This is a genomic window from Maribellus sp. YY47 (assembly GCF_023111095.1).
Classification (GTDB): domain Bacteria; phylum Bacteroidota; class Bacteroidia; order Bacteroidales; family Prolixibacteraceae; genus Draconibacterium.
This window is the reverse complement of the sequence record NZ_JALGYW010000014.1, coordinates 129,766-152,640: the sequence shown is the minus strand read 5'-3', so window position 1 is coordinate 152,640 and position 22,875 is coordinate 129,766. Positions and strand designations below refer to the sequence as shown.

The window sequence follows — 22,875 nt, the reverse complement described above, 5'->3', positions numbered from 1 at the left end:
TATTATTTGCTTTCGTAGGCCGGACAAATCTTTTTGCCGATGTATATTTTATAAGTAAGATGTACTCCCAGGTATCCGATCCAATCGTTGTTGTGGCTTCCCTGGTTATACGACACTACTCCTGTTTCATTTTCGTGTGCCAAAGGGTCATCCAGATCATCCAACCTATCGCTCATGTATTTTCGCATCTGGTACTCCACTCCTACTCCAAGTCTCTCGCTAACGGAGTATTTAAAACCAAATCCAAACGGGATGGTAGGTACCACTTCTGATTCTTCTTCGGCCGGATCAGGAACGATTAAGTTCCCGCTTCCGTCATACTGCAACATGGGGTACTCTGGATTGAACGCATAAATTTCTTCAGGGCGAAAGGTGTAGGTAAAATAGCTGACCCCTAAACCTGCCGTAACATACGGGCTAAACCTGAGTTTTTTCCTTCCCAAAATGTATTTCAGGTAATTGATTTCAACCTGGAGTGTCAGATCCTGGGCGCTTTTGTCAAAATCCCAGGGAGCTTCCTCCACTGCGCCTTCACGAGACATATTTCCGGTAAGAAACATAGCCCTTAAAGCAACTCTGGCGTTAAAATTATACCTGAAATAGGCTCCAACATTTAAATTGAACGTTTCAAAAGCGGAGTTGTCGTCCATATCTCCCCAAACGGTTGACGAGCCTCCCCAGATTCCAATGTCGACTGTTTTTTGTGCATGTCCTGATGTCGTTATCAAAACAACTGCAAACACCAACGCTAGTTTTTTCATATTGGCATTCCCTTTCGTTTTTTAAACTCTGATTTCAGGCATGTTATTTTCATCCTTGTTGTCGGGTTGTTTTCTGAAAGCGTAGAGCTGAATTTTCGACGGTTAATTTTCAAAAAAAGCAGGGTAAAATTTTCATTTTTCAAACCCGGCCAGCAACTTTCATAAACAACTGAATTTCAACATTTTTAATCGACAAAATCGATCTTACCTTCGTTTTTCAAAAGCTACAAAAGTAATATAATTCTAAAAATAACATAACCTAGCGCTCTTATAAAACACAAACAAAGATTAAAAATTGTTAAGCTCTGAATGAAATTCAGTTTCGGCGGTCTACGCCCCACATCAGCTTGTTCCGTAAAGTGCTGAAAAAGGGCTGTTCAGGAAGCTGAAGCGTTTTCAACTTAAATGACGCTTTACGAATTTTTATGACGGTTGAAAATTCGACAGCTACCGAGCGCGAATCGAGCGAAATCAGGTAATTGGAGCCGCGCCCCTCTACTTTTAACTCGATCTCGCAATTGTCGGGTACCACAATCGGCCGTATGGTCAGGTTATGTGGTGCCAGCGGTGTGATGATAAAATTCTCGGAATCGGGCGTTAAAATAGGGCCTCCCACACTAAGCGAATATGCTGTTGATCCGGTGGGCGTGGAAACAATCAACCCGTCGGCCCAGTAGTTGTTCAGGAATTCTCCATCGATATAAGCCACCACATTTAACATCGACGAGTTATCGGTCTTCAATACCGTGGTTTCGTTAAGCGCATAATTAAAATCGAGGTTTTCGCGGTCAGAAAACTCCACTTCGAGCATCGACCGTTCCACTACCTTATATTTATGGTTAAATATATTGATCAGCGCATCTTTCATCTGGTCTTCCGAAATATCTGCCAGAAATCCCAGTCTTCCGCTGTTTACGCCAATTACCGGCACCTTGCAGTTTCGCGTATGCAACACCGATTGCAGAAAGGTACCATCGCCGCCCACACTGAATATAAATTCATTCTCATCGTCAAAGTCGGTATGCGAATGAAAAAACGACGAATAATAAACATCTCCGTCGATGTCACTCATCAGGTGGTCATAAAAAGGCTTGTACAATTGTACGGTTATATTTTGGGCTTTCAGATAACCAAAAAATTCCTGCAAAACGGGTGTAAAGTGCACCGATACGTGCGTACCAAAAACCGCTACTTTCATTTAATACATTATATTAGATATTCATAAACTTCATGAACTGGTCGTAACGATCTTTATACAAATCGTTCAGCATCGAACGATCCTGGTAAGTGGCTTTTACATTATAATCATAACGCATCAGCGCCTGCACCACCGCAGAAAGCTCTTCGGTGTTTAACTTAATGATTACATCGAGCATGTTGGTCCCGGGTTTTCGATCCACAAAAAGGCTAAGAACCTTTACATCGTTGCTTTCAATAATCTGGGTGATTTGTGCCACCGAATAATCGTTTACATTCATTTCGAGCACCAACACACCGCCCAGTTCCTGAAGCGAAAACAAACTGGCAAACCTTCGGGCCAGATCGTATAATGTTATGGAACCCATATAATAGTGATCTTTATCGAGCACCGGCAAAACACTGATCTTGAGTTTATACATCAGCACAGCCAGTTCAAAAATATGCTGGTCGATGTGTGCATGCGTAGTATTGAGCTTGTCCAACTCCTTACTCACGGGTTCATCCATCAGGTTCAGATCGTAAATAAGCTTATCCGAAACCAGTCCCAGGTATTTTGATTCGTCCACCACCGGAATATGCGACACACGGTTTACGTCCATGTAATTCAAGGCTTTTTTCCCAAGGTCGCTGCTTCGCACCGGTATAATTGCATCTGATATGAGTCGATCTGCCAACAAAACTTTACCATTTATCGTTAGTGGTTAAAACCGAAAATTGTAACTTGCGTTCCTAAAATTTTACGGAATGACCAGACTAAGTGTAAATATAAATAAAATTGCAACACTGAGAAACTCCCGCGGGGGCAGTATGCCGAGTGTTAAAGATGCAGCCATTAACTGCCAGAAATTTGGGGCACAGGGAATTACCATCCATCCACGGCCTGACGAACGGCACATTACACGGAAGGATGTTTACGAGATTAAACCGCTGATTTCAACTGAGTTTAACATCGAAGGCTATCCCAGTGAAGAATTTCTTAAAATGGTGATCGAAGTTCAGGCCGACCAGGTAACCTTGGTTCCCGACTCGAACGATCAGCTGACCAGCGACCACGGATGGGACACCTGGAAACACATGGGCTTTTTAAAAGAAGTAATTGCACGTCTGCAGTCGCATGGAATCAGAACGTCCATTTTTGTCGATCCGAACGAAGAAGCCGTGGAAGGAGCCGCCGAAACCCGCACCGACCGTATCGAGCTGTACACCGAACCGTATGCGACCCTTTACCCGATCGACAGAAACAGGGCAATTGAACCTTTTGTTCGGGCAGCCAAAGTGGCAGAAAAACTGGGCATCGATGTAAATGCCGGGCACGACCTCAGTCTTGAAAACCTGCAGTTTATGTACCACAAAATACCTAATCTGAAGGAAGTTTCGATCGGACACGCTCTGATCGCCGATGCCTTGTATCTCGGACTCGAAACCACCATCCAGAAATACCTCGATTGTTTAAAGTAAACAGATACTCGATGCTGGATGCTGGATACTGGATACTAGATGCTCGTGGCTCGCAGCTAGTGGCTTGTAGCTAAAAACTATTTTATGGAATTATTTTACCGAAAAGAAGGAAGCGGATCGCCGCTGGTGGTGGTTCACGGATTATACGGATCGTCGGATAACTGGATGAACATTGGGAAACGCCTGGCGGAAAAGCACACGGTGTACATGCTCGACCAGCGCAATCACGGACGCTCTCCTTTTTCTGCTTCGCACACCTACAACGATATGCGGGCCGATCTGCTGGAGTTTTTCGACCGGCACAACATTGAAAAGGCCACACTGTTGGGGCACAGCATGGGCGGTAAAACAGCCATGTGGTTTGCTGCCGATTACCCCGAGCGCGTGGAAAAACTGGTGATTGCCGACATTGCACCCAAAGATTACCTTTTACTGAAAGAAGACAGCCAGTTTCACCTGCACCGGAATATTCTGCTGGCCATGCAGGAAATCGATTTCTCGCAGGTAAAATCGCGTACCGATGTAGATGACTTTCTGGCTGAGAAACTTGACGATGCCCGCATCCGTCAGTTTTTGCTAAAGAATGTGGAGAAAAACAAAGCCACGAAACTCTACCAGTGGAGAGTAAACGTAGAAGTATTGTACGATCACCTGGATGAAATTGTAGGCGGGGTAAACCTAAGCTGGCTCGACGACCGCACCCCGATTACGGCTTATCCGGTAATTTTTATCCGCGGTATGTTGTCGCGGTACATTTTGCCCGAAGATGAAGCACTCATCAAAAGCATCTACCCCGAAGCTAAAATTGTAGACATTCCGGGGGCCGGTCACTGGCTTCATGCCGAACAACCCAAAAAATTTATGGAGGCGGTGATGCTTTGTTGCTGAGCAAAACGGAACGCTGAAAACGCGTAATGAATTTCCCGCAGCAGAGCAGATAGAGTAAAAATTGTTTACCCGGAAGTTTTAATATTGAATAAAAGCTACCAAGAATAATCAACATTCTTTTGGCTAGCCGGATTCTTCGCTGCCGGTTTAGCCCAAAGAGTAGACAGAAAACCCAAGGCTGCGCCCGCTTCCCTCGGGAAAGCCCGGCCTACCGGCAGGCAGGTACGCGATGCCGACTAAAATTACTGAACTCCCCCTAGCACTCGGGGTCAAACAGCAGTAATTTTTTAACGTCGTCACCACTTGTTTTCCGGCTCACCGGCCGAGACCAGTGTTCGAGGTAGCGGCCTTGCATAAGTGAACGGCCTCTTTGGGTCATTGCCCGGAGTTGAGATAAAACCTTAGTGAGAGCGGGAAGCTCCGAGTGTGCGAGGAGATCACCCGTCCGAACTTGGGTTTTATGAAAACGCAGGGTAATGACCCAAAGCAGCCCTGCCTTTTTTGCTTCGTTTTTGTGGTAAGACAAAAATGAAGGCCGCCGGCAGGCATGGAATAATAGTCAATTTCCAAATTAATCCTCCTGATCTTACAGGTGATCCGATAGAAACTAATAGATCCCGATGGCTACACATTGGGATCAGTTCGACTTCATAATTTCAGTTCACTATCACTCCTGAAATCAAAGTCTCACTGAAATACAAAGATAAAAGCCGAGAAAATCATCCAAATCCCTGTTATCTGCGTTCAAATGTATTTGTAGTAGTTTTTTGTTGCGGATACATCCATTCCGTCGGAAAACAGGAAAATCCCAACGCGAACTGACTCCGACCGTTGCGAAATGCTGCAAACCAACATCGACAAGCAAATTTCCAACGCGAAATGCCACAAGACCTAAGCGGAACAGAAATTTCCGCAGCGGAATGCAATTAAACCCTGTCAAAATGCAAATTCCCATTGCGGAATACGATCGTACCAGGTAAATCCCATTCCGCACAGGATTTTTCTATTTCTGCCTGTAATTCTTTCTATTTTCCGGGGGTACTGTTTTTCCTGTAAGCAAGTCCGTTAAACCGGGCGATGATTTCCTCTTTTTCGTTGGTGACAATCACATCGTACGCACCCAATCTTTTGGGTTTGTCCAGCTCTGTGGCGGTTGCATACAAGGTTCCTTCGCCCACTCCCTTTAAAAAGGTGATATTCACATTTACGGCCAGGGCAAGCTGACCTCCCGTGTTGGAAGCCACGGCAAAAGCAAAATCGGCAAGGGTAAAAATCGCCCCGCCCTGCACTACATTGGCGGCATTCAAGTGTTTATCCGAAATCTCGAGCCGGGCTTTGCAATAGCCGTCCCGAAACTCAACAATTTCAACACCGGTAAGCGCTGCATAACGATCGTTTTTGAAAAAGGAAATATAATCTGTCGTATTCATCAAGTTCTGTTTTGAATCTCTTACCAATCCCAATGTTAATGTGCAAGTTCTGTTCGGTTGTATTTCTCGGTCAGCGATCTCAGGAATTTTCGCCGGTTGTTTTTCAGTTCGCTCCATCGAAACCGCCAGGCCCAGTTACCACTCGGTGTTCCGGGCGTATTCATCCGGGCCTCTTCGCCCAGTTCAAGCACATCCTGCATCGGAATTACGGCGGTTCGCGCCACCGAAGCCAGCGCCATTTCCAGCAACTCTGCCAATGCTTCCTTGCCTTCGCCTTTCAGGTATTGTTGCACACAACGCTTCTCCTCCCCTTCGAGCGCATTCAGCCAGCCAAGCGTTGTATTGTTGTCGTGCGTGCCGGTATACACCACGAAATTCTTCCCGTAGTTGTGCGGCAGGTCCTTATTGGCAGCATCGGTGGTAAAAGCAAATTGCAACACCTTCATTCCCGGCAAACCAAAGTCTTCGCGCAGTTTGTCAACCTCGGGTGTGATGATCCCCAGATCTTCGGCAATAAACAGCAGTTTTCCCAAATGACTTTTGATCAAACTCAGCAGATTATGGCCATGTGCCGGAATCCATTCGCCGTTGATCGCTGTTTGTTCATTGGCCGGTACCGACCAGAATGATTCGAGCCCGCGAAAATGATCTATTCTGACCAGGTTAAACATCCTCAGGTTAAAATGCAGCCGCGCGGCCCACCAGTCGTAATCCCGCTTTTGCAGGCGTTCCCAGTCGAAAACAGGATTTCCCCACAACTGGCCGGTTTCCGAAAAATAATCGGGCGGAACGCCTCCCACTTCCGTGGGTTGCAGGTCTTCGTCGAGTACAAAAATATCGGTGTTCGCCCACACATCGGCGCTATCGCCCGAAACATACAACGGCACATCGCCCAGTATTTCCACGCTTTTTTCGTTAGCATAAGCCTTTAAACGGTGCCACTGCCTGAAAAATACAAACTGCAGAAACTTCCGGAACTCAATTTCATCGGCCAACTCTTGCTTTAACTCACTCAAACCGGCTTCTTCCCTGAACTTTACCGTACGCGGCCAAAGATGCCAGTCGTCGTTATTAAAATGTTGTTTGGCAGCCATAAACAAGGCATAATCGCCCAGCCACCAATTATGCTCGTCCAGAAAACGTCCGTATTCATCGCGGTAACGGTCAAATTCATTTTCACGGAACATCAGGAACGCTTTTCGAAGCAAGGGCATTTTCCAATCTTCCAATTTTTCGAATAAGACTTGCCTGGATGAAAACCGGGGAACTACGGCCATATCTTCATCCGAAATTAAACCTTCAGCGTTTAATATTTCCAGATCGATCAACAGCGGATTACCCGCAAAAGCAGAATAGCACTGGTAGGGCGAGTTCCCGTATCCCACGGGCCCAAGCGGAAGTATCTGCCAGATCTTCTGACCGGTTTCCTGCAGAAAATCCACAAACTTAAAAGCTTCCGCTCCCAGCGTTCCGATCCCCTCCTTCCCCGGCAGGGAAGTAATGTGCAGCAATATTCCGCTTTTTCGCTTATTCATTTTTGAATTTCTTTCTGAAGATGGACAGATGATCGGCTGTTTCTCTTACAATGCGTTGCACCGCCAATCCATGGCGCAAATCGGCGATATTCGCAGCGGCATCATCACCCGAGAAAAACAGGTAGTGCGCATGCACCAGCGAACGCAACCATCCCGGAGGCACGTGCCCCGACGGGAAACTGGTGATCGGTTTATAATGGCTGCCCACCATCTGCTTTACCCACTGATTGGAGCCTTCAAGGTAGTATTCGTAATATTCGGAGTGCTGAGAAGAATAGCGAAACGCACCTTTTTCAGCATAAATTTCGAGATGTACCAAATCGCCCGAGCCCGAACTGATGCGGCTTGCCGACATGTTGCCAACTGCCCCGGTTTGCGGTTCGAACAACGAAAGCGAACTAAACAGGTCGGACCCCGCAGGAACGCCTTCAAAATCGCCTGCCTGCAAGGCGCTGGCAATTTGAATTTCTTCGCCCATAAAAGCCATTAACAAACTGATGCCGTGAGAGCCCAAATCGGCCATTGCACCACCATCGGGGGCCGGTGTCAGGCGCGTCACCCTTTTTTTGCGGTATTCCTCGTGCAGGTAGTCGCCATGATAATATTTCAAATCGAAATGAACAGGCTTGCCCAATACTCCCGACTTCCAGAAGTTCAAGCCTTCGCGCACCGCCGAAGTTTGCAAATACTGAAATCCAACCTGAATTTTCACGGATGAACCGGCTTCTGCCAGCAGTTCCTTCATTCGTTGTTCCTCGGCCAACGACGAGCAAACCGGTTTTTCGAGATAAATGTACCGCACTCCCGGCATTTTCAACGCTTTTTCAAAATGCTCGAAATGAACTTTATTGGGACCCAGTATAAAAACGGCATTTAGTTTTGGATTGGCAAAAAATGCCTCGGGGCTTTGTGCCTCACGAAAACCATATTTTTGGGCAAAACGTTCCCTGCTCTCAGGCCTTGCCGACGACACCGATTCCAAAACAATTTCAGGAATCTGATCGTAATAAAACTTCAACGCTTCAATAGAATAAACATGTGCCTGCGCAATGCCTCCTGCCCCAATAAAACCAACGTGTATTTTTTGCATTTTTCAATGAATTGATTGTGTTGCAAAATTAAAGTTTTGATCGAAAATGCTTAGCTTTATGCAAAATTATGATTGAACTGCCCGAGGGCTGAATAATCTAAACCAACGAATGGAGTGTACGATACAAACAATCATTGAATTTTTTATGTTTAGTCATTAAAATCATTAGTCGGATTGGTATGATAAAACGATGGTATTATTTCATTTTTCTTTGGGCCATTCTCTGGTCGTGTGGAGATAAACAATGGAAAGGCCAGGAACCCATTCAACGGGTGAGTACAGAAACCCGCCCGATACAATACCAATGGAAGAAAACCTATCACATTGGGAAAGGACTTCATTTTTCGAACGAATTTGACGGCGCGCGGCTGAATGGTATTGCCATGACCGGCGAAGAGCAGGTAACCGTGCTGATTACGCCCGAAAATACGCCCATCAATTCCAGCCCCTGGTATGCCTTTAAAGTGTGGAGCGACACCCCGAGAAACATCCGGATAAAAATTACTTACAACGAAGGAGTCAGCCATAGGTATTACCCAAAATACAGCCAAGACTGCAAAACCTGGGCAAAAATTGACTCGGCCAGCTACCTTCTTGATTCGGTTTCGGTAGCCCATAAAGAGGCGCCAAAGTTTTGTGAGTTTGACCTGTCTGTAAGTCCGGATACCACATGGATTGCAGCGCAGGAATTGATTGTATCAAAAGACATCGACCGCTGGGAGGCACAGCTTGAGCCCCTTCCGTTTGTCACGCTACAGGAAATTGGCAAAAGCCGCAGCGGAAAACCGATCAGCATGCTGCAAATCGGAAATCCCGAAAGTAAAAAACTGGTGATGATCCTGTCGCGGCAACACCCGCCCGAAGTCAGCGGCTGGCTGGCGATGAAAGCTTTTGTGGAACGCCTCTGTGTAACGGACTCGCTGACTCAAAACTTCCGAAACGAATACCTGACCTGTGTGGTTCCGTGTATGAACCCTGATGGTGTGGACCTGGGACACTGGCGACACAATGCCGGCGGCATCGATCTAAACCGCGACTGGGAAGCTTTCCGCCAACCGGAAACCCAACTCATCCGCCGTTTTATGCAGGACAAAGTAATTAAGGGCGCCAAATTTTATATTGCTATCGATTTTCATTCCACTTTTGAAGATATTTATTACACCATTTCACCCAGGTTAAAAGGCAATATGCCGGGTGTGGTTCCGCAAATTATTGCCGCTTCGGCAAAACAGATTCCCGGTTATGTCCCCAACATCAGACCCAACGATAAAGACGCGCCGCACATCAGTTCTTCTGAATCGATTTTCAATGCGTTCCATGCCGAAGCATTTACCTACGAAGTGGGAGACGACACACCGCGCAATCTGATTCAGAAAAAAGGTGAAGCAACAGCGGTATCAATGGTTCAACACCTGTTAAAATAACATTCAAATGAAATACATTCCTTTCTTCCTTTTATTGATCCTCTTCACTTCGTGCCTGGTAAAAAAACCTTATACAACCCAAAACGGTTACATTTTCATCCAAAATGATGAAAGAAGTGAAAAAGAATGGAAACTGGTTTGGAAAGATGACTTTAACGCCGCTGAACTTGACACGCAGAAATGGACAAAAATACCTCCGAACGGCGCTGATTGGGGAAAACACATGTCGAATAATCCGGATTGTTACTCGTTCAAAAACGGCTGTGTCTACCTAACCGGCGTGGTCAACCGGGATACATTGAGTGATTCCCGCCCGTTTCTGACCGGCGGCATTTACACCAAGGGGAAATTTGCTTTTCAGTACGGAAAAATTGAAATCTGTGCCCGCTTGGAAAATGCCCGTGGATCATGGCCCGCCATGTGGATGTTGTCGGAACAAAAAAAGTATGGCGATTATCCGCGTAACGGCGAAATCGACATTATGGAACACCTGAATTTCGAAACCAAAATATACCAGACGACACATTCGTACTACACGCTCGAGCTCGGCCATACTGACGATCCGCCACACGGCAGTACCGCTGAAATAGACACTGCCGCATTCAATGTATACGGACTTGCATGGTATCCCGACGAACTGGAATTTATGGTGAACGGAAAAACTACTTTTACCTATCCGCGGGTGGCCGATGCAGATGCTTCGCAGTGGCCCTACGACCAACCGTTTTATGTGTTAATCGACCAGCAACTTGGCGGCAATTGGGTAGGCCGGATTGAGAAGGCAGATCTGCCCGTGAGTATGATTGTGGATTGGGTAAAAGTGTACCAATAAAACAATCTGATCCAAATCAATCACCGACAGGAATGAGTGTATTGCTATCCTTACCCAATTCTCCCTTTATACGAGCAACTACCCTCTGTGAGCAAATATTCTTTGGGCAATTATTAGTAATGAACAGTTGTTGTGCGGCGCATACAACTTCATGTCTCTGAAATACCAAGAGATTGCGCCTGTTACTCTTTCTGATCCATACCGAGGGTTGCACTCTCTACGTTCGTTTACCCCCGGTTATTAGTATTTAACCCCTACAGGGTTATGATTAAACTGACACTGAAAGCGTTGAATGTGATTACCCCGGTGTGTAGCACCGGGATGAAATGACCGAAGGGAAATCGTCCGGAACAGTTAGTTGATCACAGATTGCCAGGACTTCCGGACAAAAAATAGCTGTCCTTCTTTGATCGACTTTCAAAAAAAAGTCGCCACCTTTTTTGAGATGACGACTTTCTTATACAGGATTCCCTTGATTTATTTCAAATATTTATCGAGCCAATTAAAGAAAACGCGCTGCCACAAAATTCCGTTTTGTGGTTGCAATACCCAGTGGTTTTCCTCCGGAAAATAAAGCATTTCTGCCGGAACTCCTCGTAACACCGCTGCATTAAAAGCAGCCATTCCCTGTTCTGCCGGAACGCGGTAATCTTTTTCTCCCTGAACAATCAGAATGGGCGTATCCCAGTTTTGAACATATTTGTGCGGAGAGAAAGTATACGAACGTTGTGCGGCAGCATTGGTTTTGTCCCAGTATGCACCGCCGTAATCCCAGTTCACAAACCACATTTCTTCGGTAGAAGTGTACATGTGTTCGAAGTTAAAAATACCATCGTGTGCAATAAAGGCTTTGAAACGCCCTTCGTGGTGGCCGGCAAGATACAATACCGAAAAACCGCCATAACTGGCACCTACAGCCCCCAAATGGGTTTCATCCACATAAGGTTCTTTCGCCATTACATCGATGGCCGTCAGTAAATCTTCAATATTCTGGCCACCATAGTCTTTCGAAATCTGTTCGTTCCATTCCTGACCAAATCCAGGCAAACCACGTCGATTAGGCGCCACAATAATATAATCGTTGGCCGCCATCATCTGGAAATTCCAGCGGTACGACCAAAACTGGCTAACGGTTCCCTGCGGTCCCCCCTGGTTGTAAAGCAAAGTCGGGTATTTTTTAGCGGGGTCGAAATGCGGCGGATAAATCACCCAAACGGCCATTTGTTTTCCGTCGGTGGTTTCCATCCAGCGTTTTTCCACTTTTCCCATCGTCAACTGATCCAGAATGCCTTTATTAACGGTTGTCAAGGCTTCATCTTTGCCGGTTACGGGGTCAACCCAATAAAGCTCTGCCGGTTGCGACATCGAAACTTTCTCAGCTAAAAGCTTATCTCCCACCGGCGTTGCGCTGTGGTAATCGTGTACTCCGTCGGTTATGCGTGCAATGGAACCATCTGCCAAATCGAGCCGGTAAATTTCTTCGGTAGCGTGAATATCACTTATAAAGTAGATGGATTTGCTGTCGGCGCTCCAGTTCAAACCGGCAGCATTATGATCAAAATGTTCGGAATAATCTTTTTTCTCACCCGTTTCCAGGTCGGCAATAAACAACCGTACTTTGTCGGCCTCGTAACCATCGCGCTCCATGCTTTCCCAGGCCATGTATTTACCATCGGGCGAAAACACCGGATTCTGATCGTAGCCCATCATTCCGGATGTAAAATTGATCGTCTTTCCGGTTTCGGTATTGTACAGATAAATATCAGAGTTGGTTGAAAGCGCATATTCTTTCCCCACCTTCTTTTTGCAGGTGTATGCAATTGTTTTACTGTCGGCGCTCCATACAACTTGTTCGGTGCCGCCAAAAGGTTTCATCGGCGCATCAAAACGCTCACCTTCCATAATGTCTTTGCCTTCCTTTATTTTTCCGGAATAATCAGCTACAAAAACATGTTGATAAGTATAGTCGTGCCAGGTATCCCAGTGGCGGTACATGATATCGGTTTCAATCCGTGCATTGGCTTTCGGCAAGTCGGGGAAAAGATCCTGAACACTCTGATCGAGTTTTACATTTTTCAGATAGTAAATTTTTGACTGATCGGGCGAATACTGAAATCCGAATATTCCGCCTTCAATATCAGAAATCTGCTTGGCGCCGCTTCCATCGGGATTCATTTCCCACATTTGCACACTGCCCGAAGCTCCTGAAAGATAAGCGATCTTTTTGCCATCGGGCCGCCAAACCACATTTGATTCGTTCCCCAACGAGTTGGTAATATTCTTTGCTTCACCACCGGTCACCGGTATCGTGTAAACATCGCGGTAGGCTTTGTTTTCGTCAATTTTGTAATACGTTACGGTGTAAAGTACGGTTTTTCCATCGGGCGAAGCCTGTGCTCCTCCCAGCCGGCCAAACGACCACAATACTTCCGGTGTCATCCGGTCGGATTGCAGCACAGGAGTTTCCGGCACAAAGTTCTTTGCCGATTCACCCGGCTGCTGTTTCTGTTGGCAACTGTACAAAAGCAGAGCCAGCATAAAAATTGTTGCAATAGTTCTCATCATATTTTACTCCTAAATGAAGTTTCAAAATAAACAAAATGTGGGCAGCTTAGCAATGACAAGTACCACTATTCCAAACAAAACAATCATGATTTCAAAAAATCACCTGCAGAAATGAAAGTGCAGCTGTTTACTTCTATGCGGAATTTGTTTTTAATTCAAAACATCCAATGTAGAATTCCCAATATCCGATTTTCCGGATTTTGTTGGATATTTTACCTTCGAAATTGAGAATTGGATATTTTTAAAAATTGACATTCACAAAAAAAGAGGCACCAGCCGGCGCCTCTCAGTAAATACAAACTTTTGTAATAATCGTTTTTATTATTCGGGCAATTCGAGGTTAGCGTAATTAAACACTTTTTTGTAGGTATGATCAACATCGTCATAGTCTGTTGAAATCACTTCTACCCGAATTGAATCGCGACCTTCCATACGTAATTCATTCAGGTTGAATGAAACAAACGCAGAATAAGGATAAGTCAAATCGTCGTCGTTTGCATTATGACGCAATTCCAATTTCACGGTCCCTTCCTCTGACGAAGTATTGTCGGGATTTTCGACTAAATTCAAAAAATGAATTTTTTGGTAACCCCAGTATTTTAACTGAAAATTCAGCAAACTGTCGGTCACCCATACATCTTCCACAATAATCGGATCATTCCCAATACTGTCGGCATTTTCAGGGGTAAGCTCCAGGATACCCTTTTTCAGAATTTTGCGGATTTCGTTTACCCTGACAAAATAAGTGGAGATATCTCCGTTTTCATCGGCATCGTCGCCCAGTACAGTATAGTTGACCAACACACGCGATCCGGGCGTATATTCGTCATTCCATCCCGAGTTATGACTCCAGCCAAGGGGTTTAAGTTTTATATGATCATCCATCGCAAAAACCGAAACTCCATCCTCTTCCTGCAAAATTCCAAAACCAATCCAATAATTTCCCACCGAGTATCCGTCATCATCATCGAAGCAGGATACCAGCATCACGCTCATAGCGATCAATAAACCAAATGCTATTTTCTTCATCACTCTTTAATATTTATTCACAGTACCAAGATTTATTTCATGACAAAAAGGTTGCGTGCCTGAAAAAAAATCTGTGAAATACTCATTTGGGCAGACAAAAGTTCAGCTAAATCCTTGGCACGACAATTGTATGCACACATCTAGATTTTTACATATATTTGTCATATGAAAGAAATTGATTCCTTTAATTCGCTAAAAAATGAACTGGCCGGGAACGAAAACCTTTGGCTTTTGTTAATGAAGAAAGGTTCAGATCAAAGTGATTGTGCCTACCGAAATTTTGCTGCACTTTCTTCTGAAGTAAAAGATAAAACATTGTGTGTTACAGATGTAAATACGGTTCGCGACATCCATCAGGAATTTGGGATCAACAGCGTTCCCACCCTGCTGAGTTTTGAACGGGGGAAATTGAAAAACACAGTAAAGGGTTGCCAGCTTACGGCTCAATACAAAAACATCGTTGAGCATATCGGCACCGTTTCGAAAGAAAATGTAACTTCGAAAGCCGTGAAAAACGTAATTGTCTACACCACACCAACCTGCAGCTGGTGTACGGCAGTAAAGCGACATTTTCAGGAAAATGGAATTGCATACCGCGAGATTAACGTAGCAGCAGATCAGGATGCAGCGATGCGAATGATGCAGAAAAGCGGCCAGCAGGGAGTTCCGCAAACCGAAATAAACGGACAAATGGTGGTGGGATTTGACAAAGCAAAAATAAATCGTTTACTGGAAATTAATTAAATACAAAATACAATGAAAAAAACATTTTTAAGCTTTTTAGTCGTCGGGGGCATCCTTTTGGGATTTAGCAATTGCCAGGCGAAATCGGAGAACAAAAACAGTGGTGAAAAACCGGCCGTTAGTTCAGTGTCAGAAGAAGGTGGCAGCGTAAAGCTGACCAAAGCCATGTTCCTTGAAAAAGTGTGGGATTATGAAGCTTCGCCCAAAGAATGGAAATTTAAAGGCGACAAACCGGCGCTTATCGACTTTTATGCCGACTGGTGTGGTCCGTGTAAAATTGCCGCTCCCATTTTAGAGGAAATTGCAAAAGATTATCACGGAAAAGTTCAGGTTTATAAAATCGACACCCAGGTAGAACGCGAACTGGCAGCCGTTTTTGGAGTAAGTGGAATTCCTGCATTTCTCTACATCCCGATGAGCGGAAAACCCACGATGACCTCTGGAATTGCACGTACCAAAGAGGATACAAAGAAAATGTTTGCACAAAACATTGATAAATTGCTTTTGGCAAATAACTAATTACGCTATCTGAATTGATACCACAACGGTTATATTTGATTGAATGAACTCTCCCTCATTCCCTCTCTTCACGAAGAGAGGGACGATTGGAACGCAGTTTCAATCAGGGTGAGTTATATTTTCAGGTCAACAAGCAACAAGGAAAACAGTAATTGTTACTCAATACAAGATTTGTGATAACTAAGCGGATGTAGATTAACTAATGGTTTAATTTTTAAAATAACGTGTAAAATGAAAGAATTACAGCCTATTAACCAAAATGTGTTGTTGGAGCTGACCGAAGACAAATCGGAACAAACAACGGCTTCCGGGATTATTATTCCTGATTCTGCAAAAGAGAAACAAGAAGTGGCAAAAGTTGTCGCAATTAGTACCATCGAAAATGCGGAAATAGCACCTGGTGACGAGGTTCTTTACAAAAGGTATGCGGGTACCGAAATCGACTTCAACGGGAAAAAATACTTGTTGCTGCCGTATTCCGAAATCCTGTCGAAAGTTGTATTGACCGAATCGATTTAGCTGAATTCAGGATTTTACAGGTTCTGCCAAAACATTTTTTTAATATATCGACAAACGAAGCCGTTCCGTTGCAATTATGGATCGGCTTTTTGTTTGGATTATTGAAAGGTTTTCAGAATCTAATTCATCGAGGGATTCTCGGGGAAGTTCTTCCAGACGGAATAACGGTCACCGGCTTTTTTAACAAAGCTAAACCACGAATTCGGGTCCATCTCTCCCATCACGGCTTCCTGGTCAACATCGGTCACCAGCCACGAATCGTCTTTTAACTCTTCTTCCAGCTGACCGGCATCCCAGCCCGAATAACCGAGGAAGAAGCGAATTTCGGAAGAATGAATGGTTCCCTGTCTGATTTCTTTCTTTATGGCATCGAAATCACCTCCCCAATACAGGTTATCCATTACATGAATACTTCCCGGAATACGATCGCCAAGTTGGTGAATAAAGTAAATCGAATCGGTAGCCACCGGCCCTCCCAGGAACATCTGGGTATCAAAATCAGGAAAATCTGGAAATGCCTCCTGAATGGGGAATTCAACTTTTTTATTCAAAATAAATCCCACAGCGCCTTTCTCGCTGTACGACACCAACAACACTACCGAGCGGTTAAAATAATTGCCCGACAAGAAAGGTTCAGCAATAAGAATCCGCCCTTTCTGAGGTGCAACGTTGTTCGTTCTAATTTTGAATATGTCAAGTTTACTAGCCATTCTATAAGCAATATAAGAAAATATTACTATGCATCAAATAGTTGAATATTCTTAAAGACAAGAAACAGGCGGGCCGGAAAATTGTTCTATTCCTCTACAATTACAAAAACATCTTCGTCGGGTTTTGACATATAATATTGTTCCCGCGCAAATTTTTCGAGCTCGGCTTTTCCCTTGTGAAGGTCTTCGAATTTTTGTTTATCGGCAGCAATGCGCTCCTGGTAATAGGCCTTTTGCTGAACGAGTTCACTGAGTTGTCGTCGGTCTTTTAAATGACGTGAAATACTGTTTTCATCGAAAAACAGGATCCAGACCAGAAATACAATTGACGCAATTAAATACTTATTGCCCAAAATCTTAGATGCACCCGATTTTAACAGTTCTTTTATCATTTAAAACCAATTGATGCACAAAAATAAGTATCGTTTGTATCAAAAAAAAGAGGAACTGAATAATTCAGCTCCCCTTTATGAACAACTTAAAGTTGGTATGTTTTATTCGTTATCCGGTTGAAAGTTCGGATAAGTGTAATTCATCGGCGGAACAAAAGTTTCCTTAATGGTCCGGATTGAAGTCCAGCGCAGGAAATTAAAGATTGATCCTGCTTTGTCGTCGGTACCCGAACCGCGTGCACCTCCGAATGGCTGCTGCCCCACTACTGCTCCGGTCGGTTTATCGTTGATATAGAAGTTACCTGCAGCGTTTTCAAGGCGTTTGGTAATCTTCTCAATATTGTAACGATCCTGCGACATTACAGCGCCTGTTAAAGCATAAATCGAAGTTTTATCCAGAATGGCAAGTGTTTCATCCATCTTCTCATCTTCGTAAACATAAACTGTCAGCACCGGACCGAACAGTTCTTCCTGCATGGTAATGTAGTCAGGCTTTTTTGCAAGAATAACAGTTGGCTCAATAAAATAACCCACCGATTTATCACAGTTACCACCAAAAATTACCTCTGCATCTTCGTCTTCACGCGCAGCATCGATGAAGCTTTTCAATTTGTCGAATGAAGCCTCGTCGATAACGGCATTGATAAAATTGGTAAAATCTTCGGGCGGTCCCATTTTTACAGTAGCCAGTTCAGCGCCAAAAATTTCTTTTACTTCCGGCCAGATACTTTCCGGGATATAAACCCGCGAAGCCGCAGAACATTTTTGTCCCTGGTATTCGAACGCACCACGCAACATGGCAATAGCCAGTGCGCGTTTGTTAACGGTATTGTCGGCAAAAATGAAATCTTTACCACCGGTCTCACCAACGATTCTTGGGTATGACTTGTATTTGTAAATGTTCTCACCGATTTTTTTCCAGATGCTTTGGAACACTCCGGTTGAACCGGTGAAGTGAATTCCTGCAAATTCAGGATGCGTAAGCACTACATCGGCAGCAGTCGGGCCTGAAGCAAAAACCAGGTTAATTACGCCATCAGGCAATCCGGCTTCCTGGAAAATTTCCATAATTACTCCGGCTGAATAAACAGCAGTTTTTGAAGGCTTCCAAACCGCTACGTTACCCATCATTGCAGGTGCAGCAGGAAGGTTACCGGCAATAGAAGTAAAGTTGAAAGGCGTTAATGCGTATACAAATCCTTCCAATGGACGGTATTCGTTGTAGTTCCACATTCCTTTGGCAGATTCGGGTTGAATTTTGTAGATGTCGGTCATCACCTGAACTCCAAAACGGAAGAAGTCGGCCAATTCGCAGGCAGCGTCAATCTCGGCCTGAAAAGCATTTTTTGACTGCCCCAGCATGGTAGCTGCATTGATCTTTGCGCGATACGGCCCCGAAAGCAGATCGGCGGCTTTCAGAAAAATGGAAGCACGGTGCTGCCACGACATATTCGCCCATTTTTCGCGGGCAAGCAATGCCGCATCAATGGCCATCTCAACATGAGATGCATCGCCCTGGTTAAAATACCCCAAAGTATGATTGATTTCGTGAGGCGGGAACATCCTAACCTTACGATCAGTATAAACTTCTTTTCCGCCAATAATCATTGGCTGATCAATTTCCTCTGAACGCAACTCAGCTAACTTTGCCTGCAGTTCTCTTCTCTCCGGAGATCCGGGAGCGTAACTTAAAACCGGTTCATTTTTTGCAACCGGTACATTAAAAATTCCTTTTGGCATAATTCTATACTTTTAATACTAAATTCCTTTCTTCGCAACAAAACTATAAAATGAACTCCGCTAAAATCATAACAAAAATCAGGGCTTTCAAAAAACATCAACCAATAACAAATTAAAAACCAACCAGATACCACACAAAGCCCTATTTTCCAGAAAGATAAACTTCAGACAAACAAGTATTTTTTAGTTTTTGGCCCAATCTCAAAAGAGCCCCTGCAAAATGCGCGACAACACATCAAAATCAGGAAATCTGCTTTTTCACCAACGGAAATTATATATTAGCGAAATAAAATTCTTCCGAATGTCATTTAAGACATTTTTAATACCTTTACCTTATTGTTAAAGAGATTAGCTAAAATATTGAGTGAAAGGTTTTGGGCTGCTTTACCGGAGGTTCGGCAAAAGCAGCTGTTCCATCTGCTGATGATCTGGAGCATCATCGGTGGACTGGCTTTTGCTATTTTGATAAGTCATTTTTTCCTGCCCGATGCTACAATATGTCTGATTTGTGATTTACTCTTACTGACCGTTTCTCTTTTAGGTGTAGTGTGTGTACTAAATGGTAAAAACAAGTGTGCCATTAACATGATTTTTCTTGTTCCGGTGTTTCTGTATGGTTATTATATATCGGAATTCAGTGTACACCTGCCCCCTATCGAAACCGTACATTTATCAACCTGGTGGCTAATTGCGGGATTGGTTTTCCTGTATTTCTTTTCGAACAACGACGGTAAAATTCTGCTGTATTTTTTAATGTCAGTTATAACAATCGGCTTCCAGTTATTCCAGGGCGACCACCTGGTGGATTCCTTTACTTATTTTGACCCGGTAGTTACCAATCCGTTTTTTGTTTTCCTGGCCTTTTTCCTGCCAACATTCTACCTCCGCCGGCGTTTCAACAACGTAATCGAGCGATTAAAGGATACCTTGCAACGACAAACGGTCAGTCTCAACCGTGTCATTCAGAATTCTACTTTTCTTATATCCCGTATTTCGGCCGAACGGGACGAAGGAGGCAATGTAGTACGGTTGGTTATTGATAAAGTAAACAATGCGTTTGAATCCACATTCAAGCTCAACCTGCACGAAGTACAGGGACAAGACGCCGACTATGTATTTAACCTTATATTTAAAGGAAAACTCGATGTTAACAAGACTGTTTTGTTTAACCGGAAGGGAATTTCAGAAATTCAGGCTTTACACATCGACAAATGGTTTAAGATTCATGTCATAAATCCAAGTTACAATCTTTATTACCTGATTTTTGAGGACATCACAAAAGCAAAGAAGAAAATGGCAGAACTGGAAACCGCCAAAAGGCGATACAAGGTACTACTGGAAGCCATTCCCGACATCTTCTTTGTGATCGACAAAGACGGTGTTTACGAAGACTTTGTGATTAAAGAAAGTGATTTGTTTAAAGTGGAAGATGCCAATATTATCGGCAGCTCTATTTTCAATACGGGTTTTCCTGAAAACCTGGCCAATAAAGTTTACGCCTGTATTCAAAATTGTATCCGTACCAATTCCATCGAGAGCATTGAATATTCGCTAAATACGCCCAACGGAACTTTCCTGTTTGAAATGCGGCTTGCCAAACTAAATGCCAATTCGGTGATCTCGGTTGCCCGCGACATTACAAAACGCAAAACAGCCGAATTCAAACTCGAAAAAGCTTTGAAACGAGCCGAAGAATCTGACCGGTTGAAATCTGCTTTCCTGGCCAACTTATCGCACGAGATAAGAACCCCAATGAACATTATTACCAATTTCACCCGAATGCTGTCGGATGCTGAAATGGAGCAAGGCGACCGGCTGGAACTGACTGACGCGATTACCGAAAACGGCAAACAGCTGCTGAACATGATCGACAATACGATCCATCTTTCAAAAATTGAAACTGAGGCGATCGAAGTCAGGCATTCGTTTTGCCGGGTGAACGGTCTTATCCGTGACATTTACAACCAATTTGCACCGCACATTCCCGATTCAAAAGATGTTCGGATTCGGATGAATCTGGATGTTCACAATCCGGAATTTGGTTTTAGTACCGACAATCAACTGCTGAAAGAGGCGCTAAGCATTTTACTCGATAACGCCTTAAAATACACCAGCAAAGGCACCGTAACCATCGGATACGAAATGATCCGGAACGAATTCGTAAAATTTGTGGTTACCGACACCGGCATTGGTATTCCAAAAGAGGAGTTCGAAAACATTTTCAGCCGTTTCTACCGGGTTCCCAATGTTGTCAACCAAAGCACTTCCGGTTCAGGTATCGGGCTACCAATTGCCCAACATTATGTTGCTCTTTTGGGAGGCGAACTTGAGTTTGATTCAACGCTCGGGCAGGGAAGTCAATTCTGGTTTGCCATACCTTTTAGTGAAGGTCAGGGCTACATGAGAATTGTCAGCTGATTCTTTAATACGAAACGTCAGAGTATTAATCACTAGTAGCGATTCACTGTAGAATTTAACTGACGGTAGCCCACCAAACGGTCGTAACGACCGGCAATGTCGCGGTAATAAACAAAAATCTGGTAATCATTCTCTGTTTCCCAAAAACTCCCTTCAATATTTGTATGATCGGCTACATAAGCTCCCCGGGGAACATACACATAACAAAAATTATAATATCCCTGTTTTAACAAGAGTGTCAGTTCGTAAGTACTGTTATCAAAATTGTAAGTCATTTCATTTCCCTTATTGGCGTTCCATTGCGTAAGTGCCCCAAAAACATTTACGCTTCCCCCAACCAGCGGAGATTCCATGGGCAAACTAAAATGTACAAACTCATAATCGCATTCCGTATCGTAATCGCGTACTTCCTGATCCTGACTTTCAATCGAATATTTTCCATTCATTTCCTTGTAGGGAAAAAACTTTTTGTTGGCTCTTATTTCATCTGTTTTGAGTGTTTTATGATAATACGGACGGAAAAAATCGGTTGAAAGTACATTCTCACCATTCAGCCGGTTCGACCGGATATCGAAATACCGGAATTCGTTTCCTGCCTTGAAAACATTTTCGCGGCTATAATCATAAACCAACTGGCCTTCGCGGATATAAAGCGGCTTTAAATCTTTAATGGCATTGTCCCAGCGGTAATTTTGCATGATCACCACTTTTACTTCATCCCGTGGATTCAGAATCGGCACATTCGGGTGGTTAATGGTAAAATCAACCTCCTGGCTTTCGCCCTTAAACGCATCGGTAGTTGCCCGCCGAACAGTTCCTTCAATACCTACTGCATCTTCGTAAATATGAAACCGCTGTGTTAGTACCACATTTTCCTTGTCGTTATCTTCGAACACTACCAATACATAATTCCCGGACACTTTGAATCTCACCTGTTCGTTAGGCAATACAATCTGATAATTGAAATAATCGAAGGTTGTATTAAACGATTTGGCATAATCGTCCACCGGATTTTCCAGAAAACCATCAAGATAATCGGGCTGTGTTATAAAGCTCTCTTTCCAATCGGCATCGCAATGAATAATGGTGTAATAGTAATCTTTTACATCGGACGAAAGGTCGTCAAATTTCATCACAAGCCGTTGATCTTCATTTAATCCCAATACCGGATTGGACAAAACAAAGCCCTCGCGAAACATTTTTGCCGATTTTATTTCTTCCTTGAAAACAGCTGTTTCGTAATAGAAATCGTCGTTTTGTGCATTCACAAAAGTCGCCAGGCTCAACCACCCTATCGTCAAAATCAGGATTTTTCTCATTTTTAGTCCTTTTTTAAAGCCACCTCAAAACCGAAGCGGAAAAGAAATTGTGTACAAATTTGGTAAAATTCAAACGTTTCAAACAACAAACTGTTGTACTCCGTTGCAATCAAATCAAAAAAAACAATATCATAATTAGTTCCGGCCAACACAGGTCAAATTTATGTAATTCAAATGGTGTCACTAAGTATGCAAAAATACAATCCAAAATAAATTTAGCTGAAAAATGTTAATTTAATCTGAAGTCCTATTTATCGCTAACGGGATCGTAACTACACTGATTTATTGAAACTTTCACAAAA

Annotated in this window: 20 protein-coding genes; 8 read left to right on the top strand and 12 right to left on the bottom strand. The window is 43.8% G+C overall.

Going from position 1 to position 22,875, the window contains the following annotated elements:
- Window positions 1-2: 2 nt before the first annotated feature.
- From MR764_RS13170 to MR764_RS13160, 3 genes are all read right to left on the bottom strand, one after another.
- The gene (locus tag MR764_RS13170) at window positions 3-761 is read right to left on the bottom strand and encodes a DUF6089 family protein (RefSeq protein ID WP_247979890.1); all 759 of its coding nucleotides are present in this window, start codon (window positions 759-761) and stop codon (window positions 3-5) included.
- A 316-nt stretch (window positions 762-1,077) separates the two neighbouring features.
- Complete coding sequence (locus MR764_RS13165) at window positions 1,078-1,959, bottom strand: NAD kinase (RefSeq protein WP_247979889.1); 882 nt, start codon at window positions 1,957-1,959, stop codon at window positions 1,078-1,080.
- 13 nt (window positions 1,960-1,972) lie between these two features.
- A complete protein-coding gene (locus tag MR764_RS13160; RefSeq protein WP_247979888.1) occupies window positions 1,973-2,635 on the bottom strand; it encodes a CBS domain-containing protein in 663 nt (220 codons plus the stop codon).
- A 70-nt stretch (window positions 2,636-2,705) separates the two neighbouring features.
- On the opposite strand from MR764_RS13160, the gene MR764_RS13155 reads away from it, so the two are divergent.
- Both MR764_RS13155 and MR764_RS13150 read left to right on the top strand, forming a co-directional pair.
- Window positions 2,706-3,419 carry a pyridoxine 5'-phosphate synthase gene (locus tag MR764_RS13155; RefSeq protein WP_247979887.1) on the top strand — a complete coding sequence of 238 codons (714 nt, stop codon included), beginning with the start codon at window positions 2,706-2,708 and terminating at the stop codon, window positions 3,417-3,419.
- Window positions 3,420-3,503: 84 nt separating this feature from the next.
- Entirely contained in the window at window positions 3,504-4,307 is an 804-nt protein-coding gene (locus MR764_RS13150) for an alpha/beta fold hydrolase (protein ID WP_247979886.1), read from the top strand.
- A 1,025-nt stretch (window positions 4,308-5,332) separates the two neighbouring features.
- On the opposite strand, the gene MR764_RS13145 is transcribed toward MR764_RS13150, so the two are convergent.
- Genes MR764_RS13145 through MR764_RS13135 form a run of 3 tightly spaced genes read right to left on the bottom strand, consistent with a single transcriptional unit; the run spans window position 5,333 to window position 8,362 of the window.
- The gene (locus MR764_RS13145; protein ID WP_247979885.1) at window positions 5,333-5,737 is read right to left on the bottom strand and encodes a PaaI family thioesterase; all 405 of its coding nucleotides are present in this window, start codon (window positions 5,735-5,737) and stop codon (window positions 5,333-5,335) included.
- Between the two features lie 35 nt (window positions 5,738-5,772).
- Entirely contained in the window at window positions 5,773-7,272 is a 1,500-nt protein-coding gene (gene malQ, locus MR764_RS13140) for a 4-alpha-glucanotransferase (protein WP_247979884.1), read from the bottom strand.
- Window positions 7,265-8,362, bottom strand: a complete 1,098-nt coding sequence (locus MR764_RS13135; RefSeq protein ID WP_247979883.1) for a Gfo/Idh/MocA family oxidoreductase — start codon at window positions 8,360-8,362, stop codon at window positions 7,265-7,267. The genes malQ and MR764_RS13135 overlap by 8 nt, the downstream gene beginning before the upstream one ends.
- A 179-nt stretch (window positions 8,363-8,541) precedes the next feature.
- On the opposite strand from MR764_RS13135, the gene MR764_RS13130 reads away from it, so the two are divergent.
- Together MR764_RS13130 and MR764_RS13125 are read left to right on the top strand one after the other, a co-directional pair.
- Window positions 8,542-9,786 carry a M14 family metallopeptidase gene (locus tag MR764_RS13130; protein WP_247979882.1) on the top strand — a complete coding sequence of 415 codons (1,245 nt, stop codon included), beginning with the start codon at window positions 8,542-8,544 and terminating at the stop codon, window positions 9,784-9,786.
- 7 nt (window positions 9,787-9,793) lie between these two features.
- Window positions 9,794-10,618 (top strand): glycoside hydrolase family 16 protein, encoded by an 825-nt coding sequence (locus MR764_RS13125; protein ID WP_247979881.1) that lies wholly within the window; start codon window positions 9,794-9,796, stop codon window positions 10,616-10,618.
- A gap of 477 nt (window positions 10,619-11,095) precedes the next feature.
- Here MR764_RS13125 and MR764_RS13120 read toward each other — a convergent pair whose 3' ends face one another.
- Complete coding sequence (locus MR764_RS13120) at window positions 11,096-13,183, bottom strand: S9 family peptidase (RefSeq protein ID WP_247979880.1); 2,088 nt, start codon at window positions 13,181-13,183, stop codon at window positions 11,096-11,098.
- 321 nt (window positions 13,184-13,504) lie between these two features.
- Window positions 13,505-14,212 (bottom strand): NigD-like C-terminal domain-containing protein, encoded by a 708-nt coding sequence (locus MR764_RS13115; RefSeq protein WP_247979879.1) that lies wholly within the window; start codon window positions 14,210-14,212, stop codon window positions 13,505-13,507.
- 165 nt (window positions 14,213-14,377) lie between these two features.
- Between MR764_RS13115 and MR764_RS13110 the strand changes: the two genes are divergently transcribed.
- The 3 genes from MR764_RS13110 to MR764_RS13100 all read left to right on the top strand — a co-directional run bounded on the left by MR764_RS13110 (window position 14,378) and on the right by MR764_RS13100 (window position 15,994).
- On the top strand, window positions 14,378-14,956 hold the full coding sequence (locus MR764_RS13110) for a thioredoxin family protein (protein WP_247979878.1): 579 nt from the start codon (window positions 14,378-14,380) through the stop codon (window positions 14,954-14,956).
- A 12-nt stretch (window positions 14,957-14,968) separates the two neighbouring features.
- Window positions 14,969-15,475 carry a thioredoxin domain-containing protein gene (locus MR764_RS13105; RefSeq protein ID WP_247979877.1) on the top strand — a complete coding sequence of 169 codons (507 nt, stop codon included), beginning with the start codon at window positions 14,969-14,971 and terminating at the stop codon, window positions 15,473-15,475.
- 231 nt (window positions 15,476-15,706) lie between these two features.
- Complete coding sequence (locus tag MR764_RS13100; RefSeq protein WP_247979876.1) at window positions 15,707-15,994, top strand: co-chaperone GroES; 288 nt, start codon at window positions 15,707-15,709, stop codon at window positions 15,992-15,994.
- A gap of 119 nt (window positions 15,995-16,113) precedes the next feature.
- On the opposite strand, the gene MR764_RS13095 is transcribed toward MR764_RS13100, so the two are convergent.
- From MR764_RS13095 to pruA, 3 genes are all read right to left on the bottom strand, one after another.
- Window positions 16,114-16,704, bottom strand: coding sequence for a YqgE/AlgH family protein (locus MR764_RS13095; RefSeq protein WP_247979875.1), 591 nt, complete (start codon window positions 16,702-16,704; stop codon window positions 16,114-16,116).
- 86 nt (window positions 16,705-16,790) lie between these two features.
- Entirely contained in the window at window positions 16,791-17,096 is a 306-nt protein-coding gene (locus MR764_RS13090; protein WP_247979874.1) for a septum formation initiator family protein, read from the bottom strand.
- Between the two features lie 102 nt (window positions 17,097-17,198).
- Window positions 17,199-18,836 (bottom strand): L-glutamate gamma-semialdehyde dehydrogenase, encoded by a 1,638-nt coding sequence (gene pruA / locus MR764_RS13085; protein ID WP_247979873.1) that lies wholly within the window; start codon window positions 18,834-18,836, stop codon window positions 17,199-17,201.
- Between the two features lie 360 nt (window positions 18,837-19,196).
- On the opposite strand from pruA, the gene MR764_RS13080 reads away from it, so the two are divergent.
- Complete coding sequence (locus MR764_RS13080) at window positions 19,197-21,254, top strand: ATP-binding protein (RefSeq protein ID WP_247979872.1); 2,058 nt, start codon at window positions 19,197-19,199, stop codon at window positions 21,252-21,254.
- Between the two features lie 32 nt (window positions 21,255-21,286).
- On the opposite strand, the gene MR764_RS13075 is transcribed toward MR764_RS13080, so the two are convergent.
- Window positions 21,287-22,573: a DUF5103 domain-containing protein gene (locus MR764_RS13075; protein ID WP_247979871.1), complete on the bottom strand. Its 1,287-nt coding sequence runs from the start codon at window positions 22,571-22,573 to the stop codon at window positions 21,287-21,289.
- Window positions 22,574-22,875: the final 302 nt, after the last annotated feature.